Source organism: Actinoplanes sp. NPDC051343, assembly GCF_044455125.1.
In the GTDB taxonomy this organism is placed as follows: Bacteria; Actinomycetota; Actinomycetes; order Mycobacteriales; family Micromonosporaceae; genus Actinoplanes.
The window spans coordinates 28,319-53,305 of the sequence record NZ_JBITEL010000021.1; the positions used below are offsets into that span (position 1 = coordinate 28,319).

Below are 24,987 nucleotides of genomic sequence, written 5' to 3' on the forward strand. Positions count from 1 at the left end.
CGGCTTGCTCAGATGTCGCGGGCCATCAACAGCGAGCCGCCGGGACCGCCGCCCGTCTGGAAGTCCTCGGCGATGGTGGTCCAGCCGCGATTGGTGTACAGCCGGTGTGCTCGCTCGGCCACCGGGTTGCAGGCGAGGATCGCGGTCGGGGCGGGTGAACCGGCGATCAGCAGATCGTGGGCCAGCTTGCCCAGCCCTCGGCCCTGCGCCCGCGGGTGGACGGCCAGGTGGACGACCTCGACGCAGAGTTCGCCCATCCAGCGTTTGGCCGCGTCGTCACCGGCGGCCTCGGCGGCCCGGTCGCGCCACCAGTCGCCGGGGCGGGCGAGGACGGCCAGGCCGACGGCGGTCGGTCCCTCGTCGCCGGTCACGATCACCACGCGTACGCCGTCCCGCTCGGACGCGTACCGCCGGACCCGCGCGACGAAGCCGTCGGCCTGCTCCGGTCCTTCGTGGTACGGCGATTGGCCGAAGGCCGCCGCGTAGACGGCACGTCCCGCCGCCAGCATCGGCTCGGGCGGCTCGCCCGAGAACAGATGAGCCTGCACCCTGTGCTCCTCTCCGGCCGCCGCCGACTTCGGCGTGGCCACCAGGCTGATTAGTCACCTCTGCTCGTACCGAAGGCCCTTCCTGATGTCACGCCACCACGCTAGACGTGAGCGCGATCATCGATCTTCATTTAAGCCGCCGGCGCCGTTCGCCGCGGTCTCACGGACATCCGTCTGCTGCGGAGCGAGCTTCGGTAGCCGATGGTCGCGGGCCCTCGCTGCGGGGTGGTGACTCTCGCTGCGCGTGGTGACCGCGGTAAGCGGCGGCCGGACGGCAGCCGTCATCGCTGCGTGGTGCCCATTGGAGTTGACGGAATGGCGGCGATTCAGCTGCACCGTCGAGTGTGGACCGTTATACGCCGCACAACGCCTCATGGCGAGCCCTATGGGCGGCTGCGGCTTTCACACTGTGCCAACCGGTAAGACTCCATGGGCATTGTAGCCGTTAAGAATCACCGATAGTCTTCGACGCGTGTCGATGGAACGGGTTCCGCGGGGGCCATCGCCGCAATACGAGCGATGGTCGCGAAAGTCATCGAATTGAGTGTAGGGCGTAGTCCCCACTCGGCCTCCAACAGGTCCAGCTGAAATTTCTCGCTGCCGATTAGGCGGACGGGATTCAGCGTTTTGCCGTGCCTACGGCACCGATCAGAGGGAGATTACTTTGCGAAATCGTGCGCGCAAAATCTGGCTTGTATTGCTCAGTCTTGGACTCGGTGCCGCCGCTGTGACGGTTGCGCCGACAGCGGCTTTCGCCGACCCGTCGCCCGCGGCAGGGAATACGCCCAGAGGCTCGGTTGTGCTCTATGGCGGCGGCGTCGCCAAGGTTCATGTAGGGAAGGCGGTTTCTCGACCCGCCGAAGGTGCCGTCAGCACATTGCAGGTTCCACCGCTCGGGGGATGTGATTATTGGTCGCAACTCCATGTCAGTTGGAAGGCGTACTACACGAACGGAGCCATCACCAACGCGGTTGTCACGTTCGGCGCCGGTATCACTTGCACTCCCACAGCCTCTGGGCAATCGATGGCAGCTCTGAGCACGCAGGCAACTCTTTGGTTCAACGGGTCAAATATCAATTCGACTCCTGCTAAAGGATGCGGCACGTGTAACGCCATCCCCACCGGCGACAAAACGCTCTCATGCGTCGCCGCAGCGTGCGTGGGGTCTTATTGGGGAAGTGGCGACCAGCTCATGATGCTGCCGGCAGGCTACATATGGAGCGAGTGGAACTCGGACTGCAAAGCGCCACTCCCGCAGACGCCTGACGTCCTTGAATGCCTTCCAATCACGACCGTGACATCAATACCGGCGACACACTGAACTAATGAAAAGCGGAACATCGACCAGGGCACACGTAGGTGCGAATGGGATCGAACGGTTCCCATCCGCGCCTACGCCTATCCATTCATGAAACTCTGATTGACGCCGTACTCTTCGCGCCTCGAAGCTCAACCGAAAATTCCAGTTCAGAGACCCCGTCAGGGATTCCCGGTTTGAAATACTGCTGGTGAAACGCCATGCCATCGATGCCGTCCCATGCGCTGCCACAGCTGTCGAAGCGGGTTTTGCGATCGTCCTCCGCATACCAGTGCGCAGCCGCAACGTCGGTGGAGAATCGCAGATCGCTTGACGGATACGCGAACCGTAAGACGAACAGTCTCGACCAGACGTCGAGGGAGATGAGTGAGGCCTTGCGGCCAGCGATGTCCAACTCTTGGCCCACAGCGGGTATAACGCGACTGAGAAACTCGTGCGTGTCGGCACCCGTTGCTCGGTCGGCTGCGAGTGACTCCACTGCAGCTCGCCGAGCGCTGTTATCCGCCTGGGTGAATGTTGCACGTGCATCATCCTGCAGTACAACTGCTCCCAGTGGGGGTTCCACACCCTTCTCGGCGAGAAGATCCCGCATCGCCTCCGTGGTTAAAGCGCCAGAGGCCACCAGACCTTGGGCCACGCCTTTCAGTTCGGCGAGGTCCAAGGCATTTGTGACCCGCTCACCGCTGCGGCGCAAGCGTTGATCAATCAGGCTCACCAGGTACGCGCGTCCGTCCACGGCGTCCATTGTGCTCGTTGAATCGGAAGATGCAATCAGCACGCGGATAATCTGCGAGCTAAAAGGCTCAGCTCAGTACCCACGGTGCGACACGACCAGGAGAAGCGGGAGCGCCATGAGTATCCGGATCTGCCGCGGACAAGGTGCGTCTCGCCTCCCGCACCCGTCACCGTGCGTGAGCGGCCCGCCGGTCGGCGGCAGGTGTGCGGCCGGGCGGCCGAAGCCGCCCGGCCCGGCGAAACCGGACTACTCGGTCAGGCCCGACTCGATCGCCGCGATGATGCGGGGCCGGAGCTCGGCGGCGGTGATCACGGCGTCGACTGAGCCGACCCGGACCGCGCGCTGAATGCTGTGCACCCGGTCGAACTCGGCCGCCACCTCGTTGAGCTTCTCGGCCCGCACCGACGCCCGCAGCTCGTCCAGCTCGGCGGCCAGCGGGCCCCGGTCGGTGCCCGACGCCGTCGCCAGCCGCTGCTCGAGCGCCTTTACCCGGGGGTCTGACGCCGTGCGGGCGTTGACGTCGCCGGCGAAGACCGCCGCCGCGGCTGGGGCGCCGCCCAGCACCGAGGCGAACGAGCCCTCCAGCGCCAGCACCGTCATCCGCGGGTTGAGCGCCTTCGAGAAGACCACGAACGCGCCGCCGTGGTAGCGGGAAATTACCGTGAAGACGATCGGGCCGTCGAAGTTGACGATGGCCCGGCCGATCTCGGCGCCGTACTCCAGCTGGAGCTTGCGCATCGACTCCGGTGAGCCGTCGAAGCCGGACAGGTTGGCCAGCACGACCAGCGGGCGGTTGCCGCTGGCCGCGTTGATCGCGCGGGCCGCCTTCTTCGAGGAGCGCGGGAACAGCGTGCCCGCGGTGTAGGTGTCGGGGCCGTCGGTGGGCGGGAATCCGCGCCGGGGCACCGGCTGTGACTCGATGCCGAGCAGGCAGACCGGGATGCCGCCGAGGCGTACGTCCTGCACCACCGCGGTTTCCGCGTCGGCCATGCCGGCCCACCGTTCCAGCACCGGGTGGTCCTGGTCGGCGAGCGCGCGCATCACCGTGCGGATGTCGAACGGCTTTTTGCGGTCGGGGTTGGACACCGCCGAGAAGATCTGGCCGACCGTGGTGAAGTCGCTGTCCGGGATGCTGTGGGGGAAGTCCGAGATGTCGCGGTCGGCCGGGTCCGAGGAAGGGGCGCGCCGCGGCGCGCTTTCGCCCGGTACGACGTACGTGTGGTCGTAGTGGGCCATCAGCACGTCGTGGGCGGCACTCAATGACGGCGCCCAGTATTGGGCCTGACCGTTGGGGCCCATCACCCGGTCGTAGCCGCCGATGCCGAAGTTGTCCTCGGCCGACACTCCGCCGGAGAAGTCGAGCGCCTGCTTGCCGGTGAGCACCATCGCCGACTCGGGCGTCATCACCAGGATGCCCTTGGTGTGCATGAGCATCGTGGCTTCGGCGTTCCAGTAGGGCTGTGCACCGACGTTGATGCCCGCCACCACGATGTTGATCTCGCCGCCGGCCTGGGTGAACTCGACGATCCGCTTGAGTGCGGCCGCCACCCAGTCCATGTTTTCGGTGCCCGAGTCCATCGAGATGCGCGCGCCGGACGACAGCGCGTACCACTCGAGCGGGACGGCCATCTGCGAGGCCAGGTCGAGGGCCGCGATCACCCGGCGGCACTCCGGCTCCGACAGCGCACCCAGCGACTTGGTCGGGTCGCCGAGCAGCACGACCCGGGTCACGCCCTCGGGATGCCGGTCGGTGACCGACGTGACCACGCCGGCGACCATGGCCGCGCTGTTGCGCCCCTTGGGCCGGTCGACCGGCACCAGAACGCCGTCGGACAGGTCGTGCTCGACGAAGTCGCCGATCAGGCCGGCCAGCTCGTACGGGTATTCGGTGTTGCGTGCGCGGGCCCGCAGCACCTTCTGCCGGTAGCCGTCCAGCGGCTCGATCGGCTCGTCGGAGGGCTCGCCGATGGTCAGCGAGGTGCCGCCGGCCGCTTCGAAGGTGATCCGCACCGCGGTCTTGACCAGCGAGCCGGACGAATCGATGCGCCGCGCGATGAACAGGATCTCCTCGAGGCCCGCGCCGGCGGTGGTCGGCGCGATGCGGCGGGCGATCATCTCCATCTCGTCGCGGCTGATCGACACCGGCGGCCACACGTAGATGACGATGCGGTTGGTGTTGAACCGCTTGTCGGACGGCCGCTGCTGCTGGGCCCGGCGGATCGAGTCGAGGCAGGTCGCGATCGTGTCCTCGGCCGTGGGCAGGGCGACCAGGCGGCCGTCGTGCTCCCGGAGTTCGGTCAGGTCGCGTACCTGGGCGAAGGCGATCAGCCGGTCGTCGGCCGGGTTTTCCCGGGCGATGCAGCGGAAGAGGTAGATCTCCTCGTCCGAGGACGGCAGCCGGGTGAGGTCGAACTTGCGGAGGCGTTCCAGCTGCATGCGCTGGGCGACCCGCGGGTGGAGGCCGCGGATCAACCGCTCCTCGACCATGCCGGCGGCACTCCGGCGGAACGTCACGTGGTGGTGCATGACCGCGCCGCCGCGGCCCGCGACCGTTGTCGTGACCCGCCCGACCCGGTGGGGCAGCGGGTGCGCGGCGACGACCTCCAGCAGCGCGGCGGCCAGCGCGTCGGAGTCGGCCGGCTGGCCCTCCCACGCGAGGTAGATGTCGGCGTCGATCGCGGTGTCGCCGTCGGCCAGCGCGGCCAGCCCGTCGAGCGCCTCGCCGAGCTTGTCGATGTCGACGGCGGCCGACACGATCGTCGACCCGGCGTGCCGCTCGGCGATCACGAACTTGCCGCCCGCCGCCTCTTCGGTGCGGACGGCGGAGAGTTCCTTGTTGCCGTAGTAGCGGCGGGTCAGCACCTCGAGCATCACCGAGTTGTCGAGGTTGGCCCGGCGCAGACGCTGGCCGAGCACCCGCACCAGCGGCTCGGTGCTGCGCACCATCTCGGCGACCCGCTCGTCGCGGTCGGCGGCCTGCGGCTGCTCGTCGAGGTGGCGCAGACTCTTGCGGACTTCGGCGTAGACCCGGGCCCGGTTGCGCCGCAGCAGCGGCATGCCGAACCAGGCGAAGACGACCGCGCGGGCCAGGTCGGCCACGGCCGGGAAACGCACCTGGGCGGCCGTGATGAGGCGTTCCAGGACGAGACCGGCCGGTTCGCGCAGGGTGTCGTCGGGCGGCCCCTCGGTGAGCCAGATGCGCAGCAGGCTGACGATCACCGTGGCGTCGGCGGCCGTCCGCTGCTGGGCCAGGAAGATGCGGAAGACCGCGGCCTCCAGCGCCGGGGTGCGTTCCAGTTCGGTGACGCCGTAGCGGCCGAGCGCCTTGGCCAGCCGGGCCTGGAACGTCGCCGGCAGACCGGCCCGTTCGACGTCGAGGCTCTGCAGGTAGGTGTGGAAGTATTCGCGGGCGCTGTGCACCCGGGTGTCGCTGCCGCCGTCCTCGCCGGCCGGGCGGTTGCGGCTCAGCTCGGTCAGGTCGGCGAAGACGTCGAGCAGTTCGACCTCGCCGGCCAGCGGGCGCACCCCGGCCTCGACCGAGGAAGCGCGCGCGGCCAGGTAGTCGGCGAGCACCCGGCGCTCGTCGTGCGGGTCGACGTCGAAGCCGAGCAGCAGGCTGCGCAGGTCGTCCTGGCCGCGTGCCGTCCGTTGCCCGGGCGAGGTGCCGGCGGCCGACGGCAGGTCGATCTCGACATGCTCTCCGGCTGCCGCGACTTCGGCCGAGGCGTCACCGATGGGCTCCAGACGCAGCAGCGCCGCCCCGGCGTCGACCTTGGCGCCGACCGAGACCAGGCACTCCTTGACCCGGGCCTTGAACGGCGCCCGGAGCACCGCCTCCATCTTCATCGCCTCGAGCACCAGCACCGGCGCGCCCGCCTCGACCTCGGCGCCCGGCGCCAGGGGAGTGGCGACGACCAGCGCGGGCATCGGGGCGCGCAGCACGCCGCCCTCGTCGCGGCTGATGCGGTGGGTGACGCCGTCGACCTCGACCAGATGGATCGAGCCGTGGGTGCCGGTGAGCAGCTTGTGCCGGGCGCCGTTGACCACGATGCGCCCGCTGTGCTTGTCGTACCGCTCCAGCTCGACGTCGGCCGTGCGCCCGTCGGAGCCCGCCTCGACGCCGACCCGGAACCGGTGGGCACCGACCCGGGCCACCTTCACCCGGTAGGTCGCCCCGCGCAGCTTCAGGTCGAGCGGCCGGCCGCTCTCGTGGCGCACCTGGGGCCGGCCGCCGAACGCGGTCGACAGGAGGCGCTGGCGTTCGACGCGCTCGTCCTCCTCGTACGCCTCGATGGCCGCCGCGGCCAGCGCGACCGCCGAGTGCCGCTGGGAGACCAGCCGGCCCTCGCCGCGGACCCGGTCGATCCAGCCGGTGTCGGCGCTGCCGTCGATCACCTCGGGCTGGTCGAGCAGGTCGAGCACGAAGCTCTTGTTGGTCGTGCCGCCCTCGATGATGACGGTGGTCTCGGCCATGGCCCGGCGGAGTCGGCCGAGGGCCTCCTCGCGGTCCTTCCCGTACGCGATGACCTTGGCGATCATCGAGTCGAAGTCACCCGGGATGGTGTCGCCCTCGCTGACCCCGGTGTCGACCCGGATGCCCGGACCGGCCGGCAGGTCGAGCCGCGCGATGCGGCCGGGGGAGGGCGCGAAGTCGCGGTCGGGGTCCTCCGCGTTGAGCCGGGCCTCGATGGCGTGGCCGCGCTCGACCGGCGGCGTGCCCTCGAGCCGGTTGCCGGACGCGACGTGGATCTGGGCCTTGACGAGGTCGAACCCGTTGGTCGACTCGGTGATCGGGTGCTCGACCTGGAGCCGGGTGTTGACCTCGAGGAAGGCGAGCAGGTCGTCGCCCGGGTGGTAGAGGAACTCGACCGTGGCCGCCCCGCGGTAGCCGACCCGCACCGCCAGGCGCGCGGCTGACTCCTTGAGCTCGGCCGCTCGCTCGGGCGGGAGCACCGGCGACGCCGACTCCTCGATGACCTTCTGGTTGCGGCGCTGCACCGAGCAGTCGCGCACGCCGAGTGCCCACGCGGTGCCCTGCCCGTCGGCGATCACCTGCACCTCGACGTGGCGGGCGCCGGTGACCAGGCGCTCCAGGAAGACGATGCCGCTGCCGAAGGCGCGCGCCGCCTCCTGGCTGGTGCGCTCGTAGGCGTCGGCCAGCTGGTCGGGGTCGCGCACGACGCGGATGCCGCGGCCGCCGCCGCCCGCGGTCGCCTTGAGCATCAGCGGGTAGCCGATGCGCTGGGCCGCCTCGAGCGCGGCCTCCAGGGTCTCGACCGGGCCGCGGCTCCACGGCGCGACCGGGACGCCGACCTCTTCGGCGATCAGCTTCGCGCCGATCTTGTCGCCGAGCTGGCGCATGGCGTCGGGCGACGGGCCGATGAACGTGACCCCGATGCGCTCGCACAGCTCGGCGAACGCCGGATCTTCGGCCACGAAGCCCCAGCCGACCCAGGCCGCGTCGGCCCCGGTCTCGACCAGCGCGTGCTCGAGGACCTTGAGGTCGAGGTAGGGCCGACCGGCGGCCGGGCCGAGGTCGTACGCGATGTCGGCCTGACGGACGAACGTGGCCGACCGGTCCACGTCCGTGTAGAGGGCGACGATCTCGACCTCCGCCCCGGTCTCCGCGGACAGCTCACGAACGGCATGGATGAGCCGCATGGCGGCCTCACCACGGTTGACGATGGCGATACGACTGAACACCTGGACGAGCCCCTGTTTGCCGAAATTCTTTTCCGGGAGACTACAGGCGCCGCGCCCCGGCGCATCAGAACCCGGCCACCGCCCTTGGAAGATAGTGCGACTCGAGGAGGCGTACGTCCTGGTCGTCGAGCGCAAGCGAGACCGCGGCGACCGCGTCCGTCAGATGGTGGGGTTTCGTCGCGCCGACGATCGGCGCCGTGACGACCGGGTTGGCGGCGACCCAGGCCAGGGCCACCTGGGCCCGCGGCACGCCGTGTTTCCCGGCCACCTCGCCCACCGCGTCGACGATCCGGCGGTCGGCTTCCTCGGCGCCCTGATAGAGCGTCCGGCCGAACTCGTCGCCGCGGGTGCGTGCGGTGTCGTCCTGCTGTTGCGGCCGGGCGAGCCGTCCGCGCGCGAGCGGGCTCCACGGGATGACGGCGATGCCCTGGTCGGCGCAGAGTGGCAGCATCTCGCGCTCCTCCTCGCGGTAGAGGAGGTTGTAGTGGTTCTGCATCGAGACGAACCGGGTCCAGCCGTGCAGATCGGCCAGGTAGAGCGTCTGGGCGAACTGCCACGCGAACATCGAGGAAGCGCCGATGTAGCGGGCTTTGCCCGCCTTGACCACGTCGTGCAGCGCCTCGAGGGTCTCCTCGATCGGCGTCGCGGGGTCGAGCCGGTGGATCTGATAGAGGTCGACGTAGTCGGTGCCGAGCCGCTTCAGCGAGGCGTCGATCTCGCTCAGGATGTGCTTGCGGGAGAGTCCGCCGCCGTTCGGCCCCGGCCTGCGGACGCCGTGCACCTTGGTCGCGAGCACGATCTCGTCCCGGCGGGCCATGTCTTTGAGCGCCCGCCCGAGGATCTCCTCGCTGGTGCCGTCGGAGTAGACGTTGGCCGTGTCGAAGAAATTGATCCCGAGGTCAAGAGCCTGACGGACGAACGGCCGTGCCTCATCTTCCGGCAGGGTCCACGGGTGCGGTCCCCGGTCCGGTACGCCGTAGCTCATCGCACCGAGGCACACCCGCGAGACGTCCATGCCGGTGTTTCCGAATTTCACATATTCCACACCGTCGAATCTAGGCCGCGCTCCAGCCGATTTCCGGCGCGATGTGCTTGGTGATCGTCTCGAGGATGCGGGCGTTGTACTCGACGCCGAGCTGGTTCGGGACGGTGAAGAGCACGTAGTCGGCGGCCTGCACGGCCTTGTCGGCGGCCAGCTCCTGGGCGATCTGCGCCGGGTCACCCACGAACGTACGCCCGAAGCGTGACCGCACCCCCTCGAGCAGCCCGACCTGGTCGTCGTGAGCCTGCGTGCCGAAGTAGATCCGATCGATCTCCTCGGTGATCGGCAGCACGCTCCGGGAGATCGACACCTGCGCGGCGCGGGTGTGCCCGGCCTCGGCGAAGGAGTCCCGGTAAAGCTGGATCTGCTCGGCCTGCAACTCGTCGAACGGCACCCCGGTGTCCTCGGTCAGCAGCGTCGAACTCTGCAGGTTGACGCCGAGGGTGGCGGCCCACTGCGCGGTCGCCCGGGTGCCGGCGCCCCACCAGATGCGGTCGCGCAGGCCCGGCGACTGCGGCGTGACCGCGAGACCGCCGCTGATGCCGCCGGTGCGGGCCGGGTCGGTGCGGGCGACCGCCGCGCCCTCGATCGCCTGCAGGAACACCTCGGTCTTCTGCCGGGCGAGGTCGGCCGCGGTCATGCCGTCGGGCGCCTCGTAGCCGAAGCTTCGCGCCCCCTCGAGAACCGTCTCCGGCGATCCGCGGCTCACCCCGAGCTGCAGCCGTCCGCCGCTGATCAGGTCGGTGGCGGCGGCCTCCTCGGCCATGTAGAGCGGGTTCTCGTAGCGCATGTCGATCACGCCGGTGCCCATCTCGATCGTACGGGTGCGGGCGGCGATGGCGCTGAGCAACGGAAAGGGCGATGCGAGCTGACGCTCGAAGTGGTGCACGCGTACGAACGCGCCGTTCACCCCCAGCTCGTCGGCCGCTTCGGCCAGCTCGATGGTCTGCAGCAGCGCATCGGCCGCGCTGCGGGTCTGCGACCCGGCCGCGTCGCGCCAGTGCCCGAAGGACAGGAAACCGATCTTCTTCACAGTCGCCTCCAACCCCGCCGGTGGTCCGGCGATTCCCCCCGCTCCCACGGTCCTTTCCGTACGCTTGTGAGCGCTATGTCCGAACTATGCCGCTGAGGTCGCCATGTTGTTGAAAAGCATCGCCCTGTCCGTGCTGATGACCGGGCTCTCCGCCCTCCCCGCGTCGGCCGCCCCCGGCGCTGTGGGTCCGCCGGCCGCCGAGCCGGTTCAGGATGCCAGCTTCCTCCGCGCCGCCCACCAGGCCGACCTGGCCGAGATCGCGGGCGGCAACATCGCCCAGGAGCGCGGCGTGTCGCCCCGGGTGCGAGCCTTGGGCGCCCGCTTCGTCCGCGACCACACCGCCATCGAGACCCACCTCACCGCGGTCGCCCGAGCCGCCGGCGTGCAGCTGCCCGACACGCCGACCGCGGCCCAGCTGGCCCTCGTCAAGAAGTACCAGTCGGTGCCGCGGGCCGCCTTCGACCGGCTCTACCTGCGCACCCAGCTCAAGGCACACGAGGAGGCGCTGGCCGCCGGCCGGACGGAGCTGGCCAAGGGCGAGGACCAGCGGGTCAAGGACCTGATCGCCTACGCCGCCCCGCTGGTCATGGCCCACCACGCCGCACTGCGCTACGGCGGCCCGGCCCGCTGACCGGAGGGTCAGGAGACCCGCACCCACCGCGGTGCCTTCGACCGCGGCTAGCGCAGCCAGGCCCGGGCTACCTCGACGAAGTCGGTGGTGGCGTCGCCACCGGCCAGGAGGCACACCGCCGCCGCGGCCAGGGCCGCCAAGGGGAGGAGGCCACCGCCGCCGGTCGGTGGGCGGCGCAGGGCGCTCACCCGCCGGACGATGACGCCGCCGTGTACGCCCAAGGCCGGCGCCAGCGGCTCGCCCGTGGTTGCCAGGGCCGCCCGGGCGACTGCGCGGGCCACCAGGCCGCGGTCGTCGACGACCGCCGCGGCCTCCTCGTCGGCCCAGCGTTCGACCAGGTAGGTGACCGCGGTGCGGACCGGGACCAGCAGCGGGTTGACCGCCGCCGCGGCCGCCGCCGCGGACACCGCCCGATGGTGGTGGTGGGAGAGGTGGGCCCGTTCGTGGGCCAGCACCGCGCGGCGTTCGTCGGGGCCGAGCACGCGCAGCATCCCGCTGGTGACCAGCACGTGGCCGGGGCGGCCGGGCACGGCCACCGCCAGCGGCGAGTTCCAGTCGGCGACGACCAGGCCGGCCGAGGGGGCTCCGGCTTCCCGCAGGCGGCGTACGGTGTCGGCCCGGTGCCGCAGGTCGCGCCCGAGCCGGACCGCCGCCCAGCCGAGCGCGCCCAGCGCGAGCGCCGCGACCGCGTCGGGGACCGGTTTGGGCAGGTGCAGGCCGGGGGTGGCGCCGAGCGCACGCCACGGCGGCACGTCGTCGAAGAGGGTCAGGGCGAGCAGGACCAGCGACCAGAGCGAGAGCGCCGCGGTCACCAACGCGGCCGCGACCAGGCCTTTCACCGCGAGAGCGGGCCGCCCGCGGTCGGCGGCCCGGCGGGCGGCCAGCGAGACCAGGACCGGCAGCAGGAGTGGCAGGTAGACGACGGCGGTCACGAGTCGCGTTCCTCGAGCAGCGACCGTAGCGTCGAGGCGTCGACCGCGTCGAGGCCGGCCGCGAACTGCTGCAGCACCGCCCGCCGGTCCGGCCGCCCGTCGAGGGCCGCCCGCATGCGGTCGGCGGCCGTGGTCGCCGCGTCCTGAACCGGCCAGTAGGCGTGACCGCGCCCGGCCGGCGCCCGCTTGACCACGCCCTTTTCCAGCAGCCGGATCAGGATGGTCTGCACGGTGTTGTAGGCCAGCCCGTCACCGAGCACGGTCTGCACCCCGGCCGCGGTCATCGGGCCCTCGGCGGCCCACAGTGCCGCCATCACCTCGGACTCGAGCTCGCCACGCCCGCGCCTGTTCACCATGCCGGAAGGCTACCGTCTGCCGGGTGCCCGGCGGCCGGCGAATCGGCGACGGCATAACATCGGGGCGTGCGTCGCATCGTGAACTCCCCGCCGCTCGCCTGAGCGGGGACTTTCGGTCGCGCGCCCCGGGTGGGCGCGCTCTTCTGGCGTACGCCGTGGCTCCCCGCTTTCCGCGACCCTGATCCTTCGTCGCAGAAGCGAGTGACAAGTCCATGTTGCACCGAAACACGTCCGGCGTCGGCTTTCTCGTCGTCGCCGGTGTCCTCTGGGGTACCGGCGGGCTCACCGGCAGCCTGCTCGCCCACCACACCGGTCTCGGCCCGCTGGCCGTCGCCGCCTACCGGCTCGGCGGCGGCGGTCTGCTGCTGGTCGCCGTCCGCACCGCGACCCGCCGGCCGGTGCCGCGGGGCCGGGACGCCCGCACCCGGATCGCGATCGTCGGCGGGCTCGCCGCGCTCTTCCAGGCCACCTACTTCGCGGCCGTGCAGACGGTCGGCGTGAGCGTGGCCACCCTGCTCACCATCGGGGCCTCGCCGGTTCTGGTGCTGACCGCCGAGGCGGCCACCGGGCGCCGGCGGATCGGGCCGGGCGCGGCGGGCATCGCCACTCTGGCCGTCGCCGGGCTGGCCCTGCTCGTCGGCGTACCGGACGGCACCCGCAACCTGACCGCCCTGCTCGCCGGAGGCGGGTTTGCCCTGGTCGCGGCGGCCGGGTTCGCCGCCATGACGCTGATTCAGGCGCGGCCGGTGCCCGGCCTCGACGAGATCGCCACGACCGGCTGGTCGTTCACCCTCGGCGCGGCGCTGCTCGCCCCGATCGCCGCGGCGACCACCGGTCTGCGCTTCACCGTCGACCCGGCCGGGCTGGGGCTGGCGGCCGCCATCGCGGTCGGTCCGACGGCGCTGGGGTACGCGGCGTACTTCCGGGGCCTGCGCACCGCCCCGGCCGGAACCGCCTCGCTGATGGCCCTGCTGGAACCGCTGATCGGCACCGCGCTCGCCGCGATCGTGCTGGGTGACCGGCTGGGCCCGGCCGGCCTCGCCGGAGCCGCCCTGCTGGTCGTCGCCCTGGTGCTGGAACCACGGGTCCGCGCCGGTGGACGCCACGCGGTATCAGTGAGCAGTGACGGCTGACGGGTGGGACGGGCGCGGAGGCCGGCCGGCACGAGCCGCCCGGCCACGTCGACCACTCGGCCGAGTGCCGGATCGTCGGCACCGCGATCGCCCGGTTCCGTCGCTCGTCGGTGGCCGTTCCGGCGACCCCGGCAGTGATCTTGTCCGACCGGGGAGTGCCACGCTGGCGGCGGCGCGGTATGACTGAACAGTGACGGTTGACGGGTGGGACGGGCGCGGACTGCCACCGGTGGCCCGCGCCCGCATCGAGCGCGCCGCCCGCGACGGGGTGCGCACCTCGCTGCTGTCGGCCGACGGGCTGGCCGGGCTCGAGGCGGCCGGGTTCGACGTGGTCGGCGAGGTGCTCGGCACCGCGGTGATGCAGATCGGCTTCCAGGGTTACGGCGGCTGCGGCTGGACACCGGGTCTGACCGGCGGTTACTACGGCCCGGCGGCGGTGTCGCGGCCGTCGCGCTGGTCCGGCTACGAGCCGTACGCCAGGGCGGTCCGGCAGGGGCGCGACACCGCGCTCGACCGGATGCACCAGGAGGCGACCGCGCTACGCGCCGACGGCGTGGTCGGGGTGCGTTTCACCGACGAGCGCATGGAGGGGCAGAAGCGCGAGTTCATGGCGCTCGGCACCGCGGTGCGTTCGCGCGGCCGGGAGCGGCCGGCGACCGCGTTCTCCACCGACCTCGGCGGCCAGGACGTGGCCAAGCTGCTCGCCGCGGGCTGGGTGCCGTCCGGCATCGCGTACGGCATCTCGATCGCGGTGCGGCACGACGACTGGCGCACCCAGTCCCAGACCGGCTGGATGGCCGGCAACACCGAGGTCAGCGGCTACACCGAGCTGCTCACCCACGTACGCGCGCAGGCCCGGCGCGAGTTCGCCGGCCGGGCGTCCCGGCTCGGCGGCGACGCCGCGCTGCTCTCCGGCCTCTGGTCACACGTGTGGCCGATCGAGGTGGGCGAAAACCATACCGACCACGTCGCCGAGTGTGTCGTCACCGGCAACGCGATCGCCCGGTTCCACACCGGGCGCAAGGCCACCACCAGCAGTCTCACCATCCTGCCGCTGCGGAGCTCCCGATGACCGTGAACACTTCCGACGCCCTCGGCGTCCCCGACGACGCGATGCGCCGCCTGGCGCAGATGCGCCCCGGCCAGGCCACCAGCCTGTTCACCTCCGATCTGAGCGTCAACGAGTTCCTGCTGGTGCGGGAGGCCGGGTTCCGGCCGCTCGGGCTGGTGCTCGGCTCGAGCATCTACCACGTCGGCATCCAGTTCGGCCGGTGGAGCAAAAATCAGGAGCTGGAGTCGCTGTCCCAGGCGATGTACCACGCCCGCGAGCTGGCGATGACCCGCATGGAGGCGGAGGCCGACGCGCTCGGCGCCGACGGCATCGTCGGGGTGCGGCTCGACATCGAGTTCAAGGAGTTCGGCTCCGACCTGGCCGAGTTCATCGCGATCGGCACCGCGGTCAAGGGCGACGCCCCGCCGGCCTCGGGCGGCACCTGGCGCAACCGGCACAACCAGCCGTTCACCAGCGACCTGTCCGGGCAGGACTTCTGGACGCTGATCCAGGCCGGTTACGCGCCGCTCGGCATGACCATGGGCACCTGCGTCTACCACATCGCCCACCAGCGGTTCTGGCAGGCGATGGGCAACATCGGGCAGAACGTGGAGATCCCGCAGTACACCGAGGCGCTGTACGACGCGCGCGAGCTGGCGATGAGCCGCATGCAGGCCGAGGCCGAGGCGCTCGGGGCCGAGGGCATCGTCGGGGTGCAGATGCTCTCCAACACCCACCGCTGGGGCGGTCACACGACCGAGTTCTTCGCGATCGGCACGGCCGTCCGCCCGCTGCGCGCCGACCACGTGATCGCCAAGCCGCAGCTCGTGCTGCCCCTGACCGACCGATGACCGACTCGCTGGGCCCGATGGGCGACCTGCACCTGATCGCGGCCGCGCTGCGCTCGGACCGGGCCGACGTCGAGTCGCTCACCCGGGTGCTCACGTCGGTGCTGGGCGACGCGTTGCCGCCGGGCATGGTCGAGGTCGAGCGCAAGCGGTCGCTGGCCGACCGGATGAACGGGCGCGAGGGCACCCCGGTGGCGCTGACCGTGACCACTCCGGATTCGCTTCTGGTTCTGCGCCCGGGAAACGCCGAGGTCCGGCAGATCGTCCGCGGCGTGACGATCAAGCGCAGCACGGTCGGGATCGACGAGTGGCTGGTCGCCCTGGCCGGGGTGCTGTCCAAGTTGGCGGACAACTCGGCCGCGGCCCGGGAGGCGCTCACCAACCTGCTCGGCCAGGGCTTGTCCTAGACGCGGAACTGCGTCACGACCGCGTTCAGCTCGCGGGACATCAGCTCGAGCTGGGAGGCGGTCTCCTGGGCCTCGGTCACGCCCTCGGCCGTGATCTGGGCGGCGGTCGCGACCCCGGAGACGCTTTCCGCGATCTCGCCCGCACCGGTCGCCGCCTCGACGATGTTGCGGCTCATCTCGGCGGTGGTCGCGGTCTGCTCCTCGACTGCGGCCGCGATCGTCGTCGAGTGCTCGTTCACCTCGCGGATGATCGTGCTGATCCGGTCGATCGCCGCGACGGCCGCGCCGGTGTCGTGCTGGATCGCCTGCACCCGGGCCGAGATGTCCTCGGTCGCCCGCGCGGTCTCCTGGGCCAGGTCCTTGACCTCGGAGGCGACGACCGCGAAGCCCTTGCCGGCGTCGCCGGCCCGGGCCGCCTCGATGGTGGCGTTGAGGGCGAGCAGGTTGGTCTGCTCGGCGATCGAGGTGATCAGCTTGACGACCGCGCCGATCTCGGCGCTCGACCGACCCAGCTGACCGATCGTGTCGCCGGCCTCGCGGGCGCTCTCCACGCCGTTGGCGGCGATCCCGGCGGCCATGCTGGCGCTGCCCGAGATCTCGCGGATCGCCGCGTTCATCTCCTCGGTGCCCGACGCGACGGTCTGCACGCTGCGCGAGACCTCCTCGGCCGCCGAGGCGACGCGTTCGGACTGGCTGGAGGCGTCGCCGGCGGCGTCCGAGATGCGGCCGGCCGCGGCGGTCAGTTCGCTGGAGGCGCCGGCCAGCGTACGGCTGCTCTCGCCGATCGTGCCGAAGGTGGCCAGCAGGACGTCGACCGTCTCGTTGACCGCCCGGCCCATGGTGGCGAGTTCGTCGCGGCCGTTCTGCGGGGCGCGGACGGTCAGGTCCTTGTCGGCGATGTCGCGAAGCGCGCCCACCGTCGACTTCAGAGGCACGGTGATGCTTCGGGTGACCAGCACGGCGAGCAGGGCGGCCAGGGCGAGGCAGAGCAGCCCGGCAACGATCATCAGCGTCCGCGCGGTGGCCGACGCGTGGTCGGCCTCCTTCTTGGCCTGGTCGGCGTCCTCGGTGGTGAGCTTGGCGAGCTGGTCGACCGAGTCGAAGATCTGGTCCATCAGGGTCACCTCCTGCCCGGCGACCAGATTGTTGGCCTGGGCACGTCCGGCCGGGGTGCCGGTCCGGTACGCCGCGATAACCTGCTGGTCGACCGACATGAACTGCTCGAACGACTGCGTGACCGAGGTCAGCACGGTCTGCTCGGCGCCGCGCAGCTGATATTTCCGCACCGCGGCCAGGTCGTCGCGGAAGGCGGTCGTCGAGGCGAGGAACTTGGCTCGTGACCCGACGGTGTCGTCGGTGGCGCCGTTGACCCCGCGCAGAATGTCGAGGGCGTACCCGTTCTGCCAGCCGTTGAAGTCGGCGGTGCGGAACTTGACCACCATGGCGTCGCGGCGCAGGTTGCCGGCGACCGCGAGGTCGTCGGTGGCATGCTGCGTCGTGCTCTGGCCCCACAGACCGATCGCGACGGCAACCAGGAGGCAGAGGCATACACAGATGAACGCCCCAGCCAGTCGCACGCCGATCGAGATATTGCCGAAGAGCCGCATGATTATCACGATATGTGGCTTCCGTGACGAGCCAGATGCGCTTTCGAAAACAACACAGACGCACATTCGGGCAACCCGGGAAGTCACAAAAGCCATCGGACATTGACCCAATCGACCAATCAACGTAACTTTCTTAACGGGTCGATCCTCGTCTATGTGTCTGCGCCGCGGCCGCTGCGTGGTCACGCCCCCGTCCCCCTGACCAGGGAGTCCTCCCCATGCGCAGACATCGATCCCCGGTGCTCGCCGCCTTCCTCGCGCTCGTCGCCGCGGCCTTCGGTCTGGCCGTGGCGTCCCCCGCCCAAGCGGCCGGCACGCTGCCCTGCGACATCTACGCCTCCGGCGGCACCCCGTGCGTCGCCGCCCACTCGACGACTCGGGCCCTGTTCGGCGCCTACAGTGGACGCCTCTACCAGGTCACCCGGGCTTCCGACGGCGCCGCCCACGACATCGGCACGCTCGCCGCCGGCGGCTACGCCGACGCCGGCGACCAGGACGCCTTCTGCAACGGCACGACCTGCCGGATCACCCGGATCTACGACCAGACCACCCGGCACAACGACCTCTCGATCGCCCCCGACGGCGGCGCCGGCAGCGGCGACCGCGGCGCCGACGCGAGCGAGATCGCCGTCACCGCGGGCGGCCACAAGGTGTACGCCGTCTGGGTCTCCCCGGGCGTCGGCTACCGCTACAACGGCGTCGCGTCCGGGGTGGCCGTCAACGGCCAGTCCGAGGGCGTCTACATGGTCGCCAGCGGCACCCACGTCAACTCGGACTGCTGCTTCGACTACGGCAACGCCGAGTCCACGCCGTACGACACCGGCAACGGACACATGGACGCCGTCAGCATCGCCACGACCTGCTACTTCGCGCCGTGCCAGGGCTCCGGCCCGTGGATCGAGGCCGACATGGAGAACGGCATGTTCCAGGGCGGCAACGGCTCCAACCCGAACCCGGGCAACAACTCGGCCTTCGTGACCGCGGTGCTCAAGAACAACGGCCAGACGACGTACGCGCTCAAGGGCGGCAACTCCCAGTCCGGCGGCCTGAGCACGTGGTGGAACGGGTCGCTGCCGACCGACAAGCAGGGCTACAAGCCGATGCACCAGGAGGGCGGCATCATCCTCGGCATCGGCGGCGACAACAGCAACCGCAACCGGGGCACCTGGTTCGAGGGCGCGATGGTCGCCGGCTACCCGACCGACGCGAGCGAGAACGCGGTGCAGGCCAACGTGGTCGGCGTCGGCTACGGCGGGCAGACCAACGTGCCTAACGGCCCGGCCGGCACGATCACCGGCCCGGGCGGCAAGTGCGTCGACGTCGCGGCCGACGACACCGGGGCGAACGGCGCCGGGGTGCAGCTGTGGGACTGCCAGAACTACGCCGAGGACCAGCACTGGACGCATTTCCCGGACAACAGCCTGCGTACGCTCAACCGCTGCCTCGACATCAACGGCAACGGGACGGCCAACAACACCCAGGTCGAGCTCTACGACTGCAACGGTGTCGGCGGTCAGAAGTGGATCCAGCAGGCCGACGGTTCACTGCGGAACCCGCAGTCGGGCCGCTGCCTCGATTCGCCGAGCGGCGCCACCGGTAACGGCACCCGGCTGCAGATCTACGACTGCAACGGCAGTGCGGCCCAGAAGTTCGCGGTCAACGGCGGCGGCGTCACCGCCGCCCCGGGCGGCAAGTGTGTCGACGTCGCGGCCGACGACAGCGGCACCAACCAGACCGCGGTGCAGCTCTGGGACTGCCAGACCTACGCCGCCGACCAGCACTGGTTCCACCAGTCCAACGGTTCGCTCCGGACGCTCGGGCGGTGCCTGGACATCAACGGCAACGGGACGGCCAACAACACCCAGGTCGAGCTCTACGACTGCAACGGTGTCGGCGGCCAGGTCTGGCAGCAGCAGGCCGACGGCTCGTTGAAGAACCCGCAGTCGGGCCGCTGCCTCGATTCGCCGAACGGCGCGACCGCCAACGGCACCCGGCTGCAGATCTATGACTGCAACGGGAACGCAGCTCAGAAGTTCGCGCTCAGCTAGACCCGGAACCGGCCCACTACCGTACGCAATTCGTCGGCGACCCGGGTGAGCTCGGAGACCGAGGCGTCAGCCTCGCCGAGCGCACCCGTGGTCGCCTGCACGGCCGAGGCGACCGAGTTGATGTTGCCGGCGATGGCTGCGCTGCCGCTCGCCGCGTCGCCGATGCTGCGGCTCATCTCGTTGGTCGTCGCGGTCTGCTCCTCGACCGCCGAGGCGATCGTCACCTGGTAGTCGTTGATCTCGGAGATGATGCGCGAGATCTCGGCGATCGCCTCGACCGCGCTGGTGGTGTCGGCCTGGATCGCCTCGACCCGGCGCGAGATGTCCTCGGTCGCCTTCGCGGTCTCCTGCGCCAGGTCCTTGACCTCGGTCGCCACCACCGCGAAGCCCTTGCCCGCCTCGCCGGCCCGGGCCGCCTCGATCGTCGCGTTGAGAGCCAGCAGGTTGGTCTGCTCGGCGATCTGGGTGATCACCTTGACCACGTTGCCGATCTCCTCCGAGGACGTCCCCAGCTTGGCCACGGTCTCGTTGGTCGACTGGGCGACGCCGACCGCGCTGGAGGCGACCTGGGCGGCGTTGTTCGCGTTCTCGGCGATCTCGCGGATCGACGCGCCCATCTCGTCGCTGCCCGCCGCCACCGACTGCACGCTGCTCGACACGTCGCCGGCGCTCGAGGCGACCACGCCGGCCTGATCGGAGGCCTCGCGGGCGCCGACGGCCAGGCGTGCGGTGACCGCGGTCAGCCGGGCCGTGCCCTCGCCGAGGACGGTCGCGCCCTGCGTCAGCGCGAGAACCGTGCCGCGCAAACCTTCCCGGGCCCGGTTGACCTCCTCGGCCATCACGCCCAGTTCGTCGCGGCCGTTGACCTCGGCCGGAACCGTCAGGTCGCCCTCGGCCACCGCGTGCAGAGCCGCCGACACCGTGGTGAGCTGCCGCCGCACCAGGCGCACGACGGCCGCGCCGAGCAGGGCGGCGAGCGCGAAACCGACGACCAGGGCGAGCAGCGTGATCAGCCGGGCCCGCGAGTACGCCTTGGCCGCGTGGGCCTGCATCGCGTCGGCCTCGGCGTCCTCCTGCTGCTGGAGGGCGACCAACGCGGCGTTCGCCTCGCCGTCGACCGCGTTGAAGACCTGGGTCTGGGTCGCCGGTGTCGGCTTGGTCCAGGGTGCCGGCACCGGCATGTTGAACAGCACCGCGTTGCGCAGCGCCCGGTAGTGCGCCTCCGCGCTGACGAAGTGGTCGACTTCCTTGGTTCGCGTGGACGTGTCGTCGGCGATGTCGCGATAGGCGGCGACCGCCTTGTCGACGACCGCGTCGGCGGTGAAGACCGCCGCCTTGCCGGCCGCCGCGGCCTGGGCGTTGACCGCCGAGCGGAAGACCAGGCCGCCGCGGTACATCGCGGCCAGCCCGTGGTACATCGTCGCGACCTGCTGGAGGCTGTCGACGTGGTCGTTCTTCATCGTCTGCAGGTCGTTGCGCAGGGCCGACATCTGGTTGATCGACAGCACGGCGACCAGGATCGCGACGATGCCCACGCAGCCGGCGGCGAACGAGGTCTTCACCGTCATGCTGCGGTCGCCGAGGACGCGGTCCAGGATCCCTCCACGCGACATTTGGCCCCTCCCGGCTCGGCGAACGCGAATCGGCTCAACTGTAGAGACGGATTCGCGTATATGGGATGAAAACCGCGAATCGTCCTCGCTCCTAGCGCACACGTATTACCGCCGTGTTACCGCGGAGCGTGGTCACGGTCGCACCGTACGAAGGTGCTCAGTCGGTAACATCCAGGCGCCGCGCCAATGTCGTCCCGGCTCTATCTGCCAGACGCTTCCGAGGAGACGACATGCCGTTCAAGGCTGAATACATCTGGGTCGACGGCACGCGGCCGACCGCCAAGCTCCGCTCCAAGACCAAGATCGTCGAGAACGGCGCCGAACTGCCGATCTGGGGCTTCGACGGCTCGAGCACCGGCCAGGCGCCGGGCGACAGGTCCGACTGCGTACTCAACCCGGTGTTCAGCTGCCCCGACCCGATCCGCGGCGGCGACAACGTGCTGGTCATGTGCGAGGTCCTGCTGATCGACGGCACGCCGCACCCGACCAACACCCGGGCCGCCTGCGCCGCGCTCGCCGCCGAATTCCAGGACCAGGAACCCATTTTCGGCATCGAGCAGGAATACACGTTCTTCAAGGACGGCCGCCCCTACGGCTTCCCGGTCGGCGGCGGCTTCCCGGCCCCGCAGGGCGGCTACTACTGCGGCGTCGGGGCCGACGAGGTCTTCGGCCGCGAGATCGTCGAGAAGCACATGGACGCCTGCCTCGCCGCCGGCCTGCACCTGAGCGGCATCAACGCCGAGGTCATGCCCGGGCAGTGGGAGTTCCAGATCGGACCGGTCGCCGCGCCGCAGGTCGCCGACGAGCTGTGGGTCGCCCGCTGGCTGCTCTACCGCATCGCCGAGGACTCCGGCGTCGCCGCCACCCTCGACCCGAAGCCGGTCAAGGGCGACTGGAACGGCGCCGGCGCGCACACCAACTTCTCGACCAACGCCATGCGGTCCGGCTACGACGCGATCATCACGGCCTGCGAGGCCCTCGGCAAGCGGGTTCCCGAGCACATCGCCGGCTACGGCGCCGACATCGAGCACCGGCTCACCGGCATGCACGAGACCGCGCCGTGGAGCGAATACAGCTACGGCGTCTCCGACCGGGGCGCGTCGGTGCGCATCCCGTGGCAGGTCGAGAAGGACGGCAAGGGCTACATCGAGGACCGGCGCCCCAACGCCAACTGCGACCCGTACGTCACAACTGCCCTGATCGTCGAGACCTGCTGCTCGGCGCTCGCCGAGGCGTGACGCTGCCGTACGACGTCACCACCGGGGACCCGGCGTCCCCGGTGGTGCTGCACGTCCCGCACGCCTCGCGCGCGCTGCCGCCGGCCGCCCTCGGCAGTCTGCTGGTCTCGCCCGCCGAACTGGCGGAGGAACTGGACCATCTGACCGACGCGTACACCGACGAGATCGCTCTTCTCGCCGCCTCGCGGGCATCGCGACGGCCCTGGATCTTCCGTCACCGATGGTCCCGGCTGGCGGTCGATCCGGAACGCTTTCCGGACGACCGCGAGGAAATGCGGGCGGTGGGCATGGGCGTCGTTTATACGCACGGCTATGCGGGGCGCAAGCTGCGCGACGAGGATTCCGTACGCGACGGGACCGCGCTCCAGACGCATTTCCGTCCCTACGCGGCTGCGGTGGAAGACCTGGTCGCGGACCGGCTCGCGGTCTGCGGACGGGCGGTGATCGTCGACGTCCACTCGTATTCGACGCTTCCCCTGCCGTACGAAATGCATGGCGCAGGCCCGCGCCCACCGGTCTGCCTGGGCACGGACCGTTACCACACGCCTGAAGGCCTGATTTCCGCCGCGAAAGCGGCGTTCGTCGATGTCGCCCTCGATGCGCCGTTCGCCGGTTGCTACGTGCCGCTGGAGTTCTACGGCCGTGAGCCGGCCGTGACCGCGGTGATGATCGAGATTCGGCGCGACGGCTACATGATCGAGCCGGGCGGGCCGCCGACCCCGGGACTGTTCTCCATCGCGTCGCGCCTGGCCGCCTTGCTCAATTCTTTGGCGTGACCAGCGGCAGGAAGACGTCGTCGATGATCTCCCGGATCGCCTCGTCGGACGGCGGCTGCATGTTCATCAGCAGGTCGTGCCGCATCAGGTCGCCGGGCAGCCCGGCGATCCGGGGCGTGAGCCGCTCCCGGTCGATCTCGCCGCGCGCGAGCCCGCGCTGGAGGATCTCGTCGATCCCGAACGGCTGCCGCCGGGCGGCCAGGAACTCGTCCCGCAGCTCGTTGGGCGTGCGGCCGGTCTCCGCGAAGTATTCGCCCATGTGCACGCTGAACAGCGCGGCCACTTCGGCCCGCAGGCGCGACGCGATGGTCAGCATCTCGATGAGGTCGCCGCGCAGCGTGCCCGTGTCCGGTGTCGGGACCTGGTGGGTGTTCGCGTAGTAGCGCACCGCCGCCATCGCCAGCTCGGCCCGGTCCGGCCAGCGCCGATAGATCACCGGGCGGCTGGTGCCGGCCCGGCCCGCGACGCCGTCGATGGTGAACCGGCCGTAGCCGACCTCGACCAGTTCGCGCCAGGCGGCGTCGAGCAGGGCCCCTTCGAGCTCCGCGCCGCGGCGACGTGTCATTAGAAACACTCCTGTATCTTATTGCCTCACCGTGCCGCCCAGTGTAGTTCTAGATACATGAGCGTATCTTATGACGTCTCCTTCCGCCGGCTCAGTTTCGTGCTGCTCACCGGCGTGCTGGCCGTCGTCTTCGACACCACCATCGTCAACGTCGCCCTCGACACCCTCGGCCGCGACCTGCACGTCACCGTCGGCACCATCCAATGGGTCACCACCGGCTACCTCCTTGCGCTCGGCGTCGCCGTACCGGTCACCGGCTGGCTCACCGACCGCCTCGGCGGCAAACGCGTGTGGATCGCCGCGCTGTTCCTGTTCCTGGCCGGCTCCATCGGCGCATCCCTGGCCGGCAACGCGGGCGCGCTGATCGGCTGCCGGGTCGTGCAGGGCCTCGGCGGCGGCCTGATGCTGCCGGTGATGACCACGCTGATCGTGCAGGCCACCGGCGGCAGGATGCTCGGCCGGGCGACCGCACTCATCTCGTTCCCGGCCCTGCTCGGCCCGATCCTCGGCCCGTTCGCCGGCGGCCTCATCGTCCAGCACCTCAGCTGGCGCTGGATCTTCTGGGTCAACGTCCCGTTCTGCGTCGCCGGCCTGCTGCTGGCCTGGCGCCTCCTGCCCGCCTTCCCGGGCACCGGCCGCGCCCGGCTCGACCTGCCCGGACTGGCCCTGGCCCTCCCCGGGATCGCGGCCGTCGTCTACGGGCTGTCCCGCTTCCCGTCGTCCTACCTCCCGCTAGCCCTCGGCGCCGCCCTGCTGACCGCCTTCACGCTGCGGGCACGACGAATCGGCGAGGCGGCGCTCGTCGACGTACGGCTCTTCCGCCTCCGGTCCTTCACCGGCTCGGTGCTGCTGCTGTTCCTGAGCGGGTTCGCCCTCTACGGAGCGCTCCTGCTGGTGCCGCTCTACTTCCAGCAGGTGCGCGGGTACGGCCCACTCGCCGCCGGACTGTTCATCGCGGCCCAGGGCGTCGGCGTGCTCGGCAGCCGCAGCCTGGCCGGCCGCCTCACCGACCGCATCGGCGCCCGCTGGGTGGCCTTCGCCGGCCTGGCCGTGGTCGCCGCGGCGACGGTGCCGTTCGCGGTGGCCGGCGCGACAACCGGCGAATGGTGGCTGACCGGGGTGCTGGTGGTGCGGGGCCTCGGGCTCGGAGCGGTGACGATCCCGGTGATGGCGGCCGCCTACCAGGGTCTGGAACGCACCGAGGTGCCCCACGCCAGCATCCTGACCCGCACCGCCCAGCAGATCGGCGGCTCCTTCGGGACCGCGGTGCTGGCCGTCGTCCTCCAGCACTACGCGACGTCACATCCGTTGACGACCGCCTTCGACATCGCCTTCTGGTGGTCGATCGTCTGCACCGTGGCGGCCCTGCTGCTGTCCCTGCTGCTGCCGGCCCGGCCCTGAC

At 70.7% G+C, this 24,987-nt stretch carries 19 protein-coding genes; 9 read left to right on the forward strand and 10 right to left on the reverse strand.

Features of this window, described 5'->3' with window-relative positions; genetic code table 11:
- Nucleotides 1-8 precede the first annotated feature (8 nt).
- From ACIA5C_RS44340 to ACIA5C_RS44360, 5 genes are all read right to left on the reverse strand, one after another.
- Nucleotides 9-548, reverse strand: a complete 540-nt coding sequence (locus tag ACIA5C_RS44340; RefSeq protein WP_396066498.1) for a GNAT family N-acetyltransferase — start codon at nucleotides 546-548, stop codon at nucleotides 9-11.
- Nucleotides 549-1,954: 1,406 nt separating this feature from the next.
- Entirely contained in the window at nucleotides 1,955-2,644 is a 690-nt protein-coding gene (locus tag ACIA5C_RS44345) for a hypothetical protein (RefSeq protein ID WP_396066500.1), read from the reverse strand.
- A 204-nt stretch (nucleotides 2,645-2,848) separates the two neighbouring features.
- A complete protein-coding gene (locus ACIA5C_RS44350) occupies nucleotides 2,849-8,305 on the reverse strand; it encodes a carboxyl transferase domain-containing protein (protein ID WP_396066502.1) in 5,457 nt (1,818 codons plus the stop codon).
- Between the two features lie 64 nt (nucleotides 8,306-8,369).
- Nucleotides 8,370-9,350, reverse strand: a complete 981-nt coding sequence (locus ACIA5C_RS44355; protein WP_396066504.1) for an aldo/keto reductase — start codon at nucleotides 9,348-9,350, stop codon at nucleotides 8,370-8,372.
- Between the two features lie 10 nt (nucleotides 9,351-9,360).
- On the reverse strand, nucleotides 9,361-10,380 hold the full coding sequence (locus tag ACIA5C_RS44360) for an LLM class flavin-dependent oxidoreductase (RefSeq protein ID WP_396066506.1): 1,020 nt from the start codon (nucleotides 10,378-10,380) through the stop codon (nucleotides 9,361-9,363).
- A 103-nt stretch (nucleotides 10,381-10,483) separates the two neighbouring features.
- Between ACIA5C_RS44360 and ACIA5C_RS44365 the strand changes: the two genes are divergently transcribed.
- On the forward strand, nucleotides 10,484-11,011 hold the full coding sequence (locus ACIA5C_RS44365) for a DUF4142 domain-containing protein (RefSeq protein ID WP_396066508.1): 528 nt from the start codon (nucleotides 10,484-10,486) through the stop codon (nucleotides 11,009-11,011).
- A gap of 47 nt (nucleotides 11,012-11,058) precedes the next feature.
- Here the strand turns inward: ACIA5C_RS44365 and ACIA5C_RS44370 are convergent, their stop codons facing one another.
- Entirely contained in the window at nucleotides 11,059-11,943 is an 885-nt protein-coding gene (locus tag ACIA5C_RS44370; protein ID WP_396066511.1) for a M48 family metalloprotease, read from the reverse strand.
- Entirely contained in the window at nucleotides 11,940-12,299 is a 360-nt protein-coding gene (locus ACIA5C_RS44375; protein ID WP_396066513.1) for a BlaI/MecI/CopY family transcriptional regulator, read from the reverse strand. The genes ACIA5C_RS44370 and ACIA5C_RS44375 overlap by 4 nt, the downstream gene beginning before the upstream one ends.
- Before the next feature lie 212 nt (nucleotides 12,300-12,511).
- On the opposite strand from ACIA5C_RS44375, the gene ACIA5C_RS44380 reads away from it, so the two are divergent.
- The 4 genes from ACIA5C_RS44380 (at nucleotide 12,512) to ACIA5C_RS44395 (ending at nucleotide 15,738) form a co-directional block, all read left to right on the forward strand.
- Nucleotides 12,512-13,432 carry a DMT family transporter gene (locus ACIA5C_RS44380; RefSeq protein WP_396066515.1) on the forward strand — a complete coding sequence of 307 codons (921 nt, stop codon included), beginning with the start codon at nucleotides 12,512-12,514 and terminating at the stop codon, nucleotides 13,430-13,432.
- A 190-nt stretch (nucleotides 13,433-13,622) separates the two neighbouring features.
- Nucleotides 13,623-14,504, forward strand: a complete 882-nt coding sequence (locus ACIA5C_RS44385; RefSeq protein WP_396066517.1) for a heavy metal-binding domain-containing protein — start codon at nucleotides 13,623-13,625, stop codon at nucleotides 14,502-14,504.
- Nucleotides 14,501-15,334, forward strand: coding sequence for a heavy metal-binding domain-containing protein (locus ACIA5C_RS44390; protein WP_396066519.1), 834 nt, complete (start codon nucleotides 14,501-14,503; stop codon nucleotides 15,332-15,334). Before ACIA5C_RS44385 ends, ACIA5C_RS44390 begins: the two co-directional genes overlap by 4 nt.
- Entirely contained in the window at nucleotides 15,331-15,738 is a 408-nt protein-coding gene (locus tag ACIA5C_RS44395) for a hypothetical protein (RefSeq protein WP_396066521.1), read from the forward strand. The genes ACIA5C_RS44390 and ACIA5C_RS44395 overlap by 4 nt, the downstream gene beginning before the upstream one ends.
- Here ACIA5C_RS44395 and ACIA5C_RS44400 read toward each other — a convergent pair.
- On the reverse strand, nucleotides 15,735-17,345 hold the full coding sequence (locus tag ACIA5C_RS44400; RefSeq protein WP_396066523.1) for a methyl-accepting chemotaxis protein: 1,611 nt from the start codon (nucleotides 17,343-17,345) through the stop codon (nucleotides 15,735-15,737). The genes ACIA5C_RS44395 and ACIA5C_RS44400 overlap by 4 nt on opposite strands.
- A gap of 218 nt (nucleotides 17,346-17,563) precedes the next feature.
- Between ACIA5C_RS44400 and ACIA5C_RS44405 the strand changes: the two genes are divergently transcribed.
- Nucleotides 17,564-19,393 (forward strand): arabinofuranosidase catalytic domain-containing protein, encoded by a 1,830-nt coding sequence (locus ACIA5C_RS44405; RefSeq protein WP_396066525.1) that lies wholly within the window; start codon nucleotides 17,564-17,566, stop codon nucleotides 19,391-19,393.
- Here the strand turns inward: ACIA5C_RS44405 and ACIA5C_RS44410 are convergent.
- The gene (locus tag ACIA5C_RS44410) at nucleotides 19,390-21,006 is read right to left on the reverse strand and encodes a methyl-accepting chemotaxis protein (RefSeq protein WP_396066527.1); all 1,617 of its coding nucleotides are present in this window, start codon (nucleotides 21,004-21,006) and stop codon (nucleotides 19,390-19,392) included. The genes ACIA5C_RS44405 and ACIA5C_RS44410 overlap by 4 nt on opposite strands.
- Before the next feature lie 230 nt (nucleotides 21,007-21,236).
- On the opposite strand from ACIA5C_RS44410, the gene glnII reads away from it, so the two are divergent.
- Together glnII and ACIA5C_RS44420 are read left to right on the forward strand one after the other, a co-directional pair.
- Entirely contained in the window at nucleotides 21,237-22,244 is a 1,008-nt protein-coding gene (gene glnII / locus ACIA5C_RS44415; RefSeq protein WP_396066529.1) for a glutamine synthetase, read from the forward strand.
- The gene (locus tag ACIA5C_RS44420) at nucleotides 22,241-23,020 is read left to right on the forward strand and encodes an N-formylglutamate amidohydrolase (protein ID WP_396066531.1); all 780 of its coding nucleotides are present in this window, start codon (nucleotides 22,241-22,243) and stop codon (nucleotides 23,018-23,020) included. Before glnII ends, ACIA5C_RS44420 begins: the two co-directional genes overlap by 4 nt.
- On the opposite strand, the gene ACIA5C_RS44425 is transcribed toward ACIA5C_RS44420, so the two are convergent.
- The gene (locus ACIA5C_RS44425; RefSeq protein WP_396066533.1) at nucleotides 23,004-23,585 is read right to left on the reverse strand and encodes a TetR/AcrR family transcriptional regulator; all 582 of its coding nucleotides are present in this window, start codon (nucleotides 23,583-23,585) and stop codon (nucleotides 23,004-23,006) included. The two genes, ACIA5C_RS44420 and ACIA5C_RS44425, sit on opposite strands and share 17 nt — an antisense overlap.
- 57 nt (nucleotides 23,586-23,642) lie before the next feature.
- On the opposite strand from ACIA5C_RS44425, the gene ACIA5C_RS44430 reads away from it, so the two are divergent.
- Complete coding sequence (locus ACIA5C_RS44430; RefSeq protein WP_396066535.1) at nucleotides 23,643-24,986, forward strand: MDR family MFS transporter; 1,344 nt, start codon at nucleotides 23,643-23,645, stop codon at nucleotides 24,984-24,986.
- The last annotated feature ends 1 nt before the right edge of the window (nucleotide 24,987 follow it).

Excerpts from the sequence above, each read along its gene's own strand:
- ACIA5C_RS44365 (WP_396066508.1), top strand. The coding sequence starts at position 10,484 with ATGTTGTTGAAAAGCATCGCCCTGTCCGTGCTGATGACCGGGCTCTCC.
- ACIA5C_RS44375 (WP_396066513.1), bottom strand. The coding sequence starts at position 12,299 with ATGGTGAACAGGCGCGGGCGTGGCGAGCTCGAGTCCGAGGTGATGGCG.
- ACIA5C_RS44380 (WP_396066515.1), top strand. The coding sequence starts at position 12,512 with ATGTTGCACCGAAACACGTCCGGCGTCGGCTTTCTCGTCGTCGCCGGT.
- ACIA5C_RS44390 (WP_396066519.1), top strand. The coding sequence starts at position 14,501 with ATGACCGTGAACACTTCCGACGCCCTCGGCGTCCCCGACGACGCGATG.
- ACIA5C_RS44395 (WP_396066521.1), top strand. The coding sequence starts at position 15,331 with ATGACCGACTCGCTGGGCCCGATGGGCGACCTGCACCTGATCGCGGCC.
- ACIA5C_RS44400 (WP_396066523.1), bottom strand. The coding sequence starts at position 17,345 with ATGCGGCTCTTCGGCAATATCTCGATCGGCGTGCGACTGGCTGGGGCG.
- ACIA5C_RS44405 (WP_396066525.1), top strand. The coding sequence starts at position 17,564 with ATGCGCAGACATCGATCCCCGGTGCTCGCCGCCTTCCTCGCGCTCGTC.
- ACIA5C_RS44410 (WP_396066527.1), bottom strand. The coding sequence starts at position 21,006 with ATGTCGCGTGGAGGGATCCTGGACCGCGTCCTCGGCGACCGCAGCATG.
- glnII (WP_396066529.1), top strand. The coding sequence starts at position 21,237 with ATGCCGTTCAAGGCTGAATACATCTGGGTCGACGGCACGCGGCCGACC.
- ACIA5C_RS44425 (WP_396066533.1), bottom strand. The coding sequence starts at position 23,585 with ATGACACGTCGCCGCGGCGCGGAGCTCGAAGGGGCCCTGCTCGACGCC.
- ACIA5C_RS44430 (WP_396066535.1), top strand. The coding sequence starts at position 23,643 with ATGAGCGTATCTTATGACGTCTCCTTCCGCCGGCTCAGTTTCGTGCTG.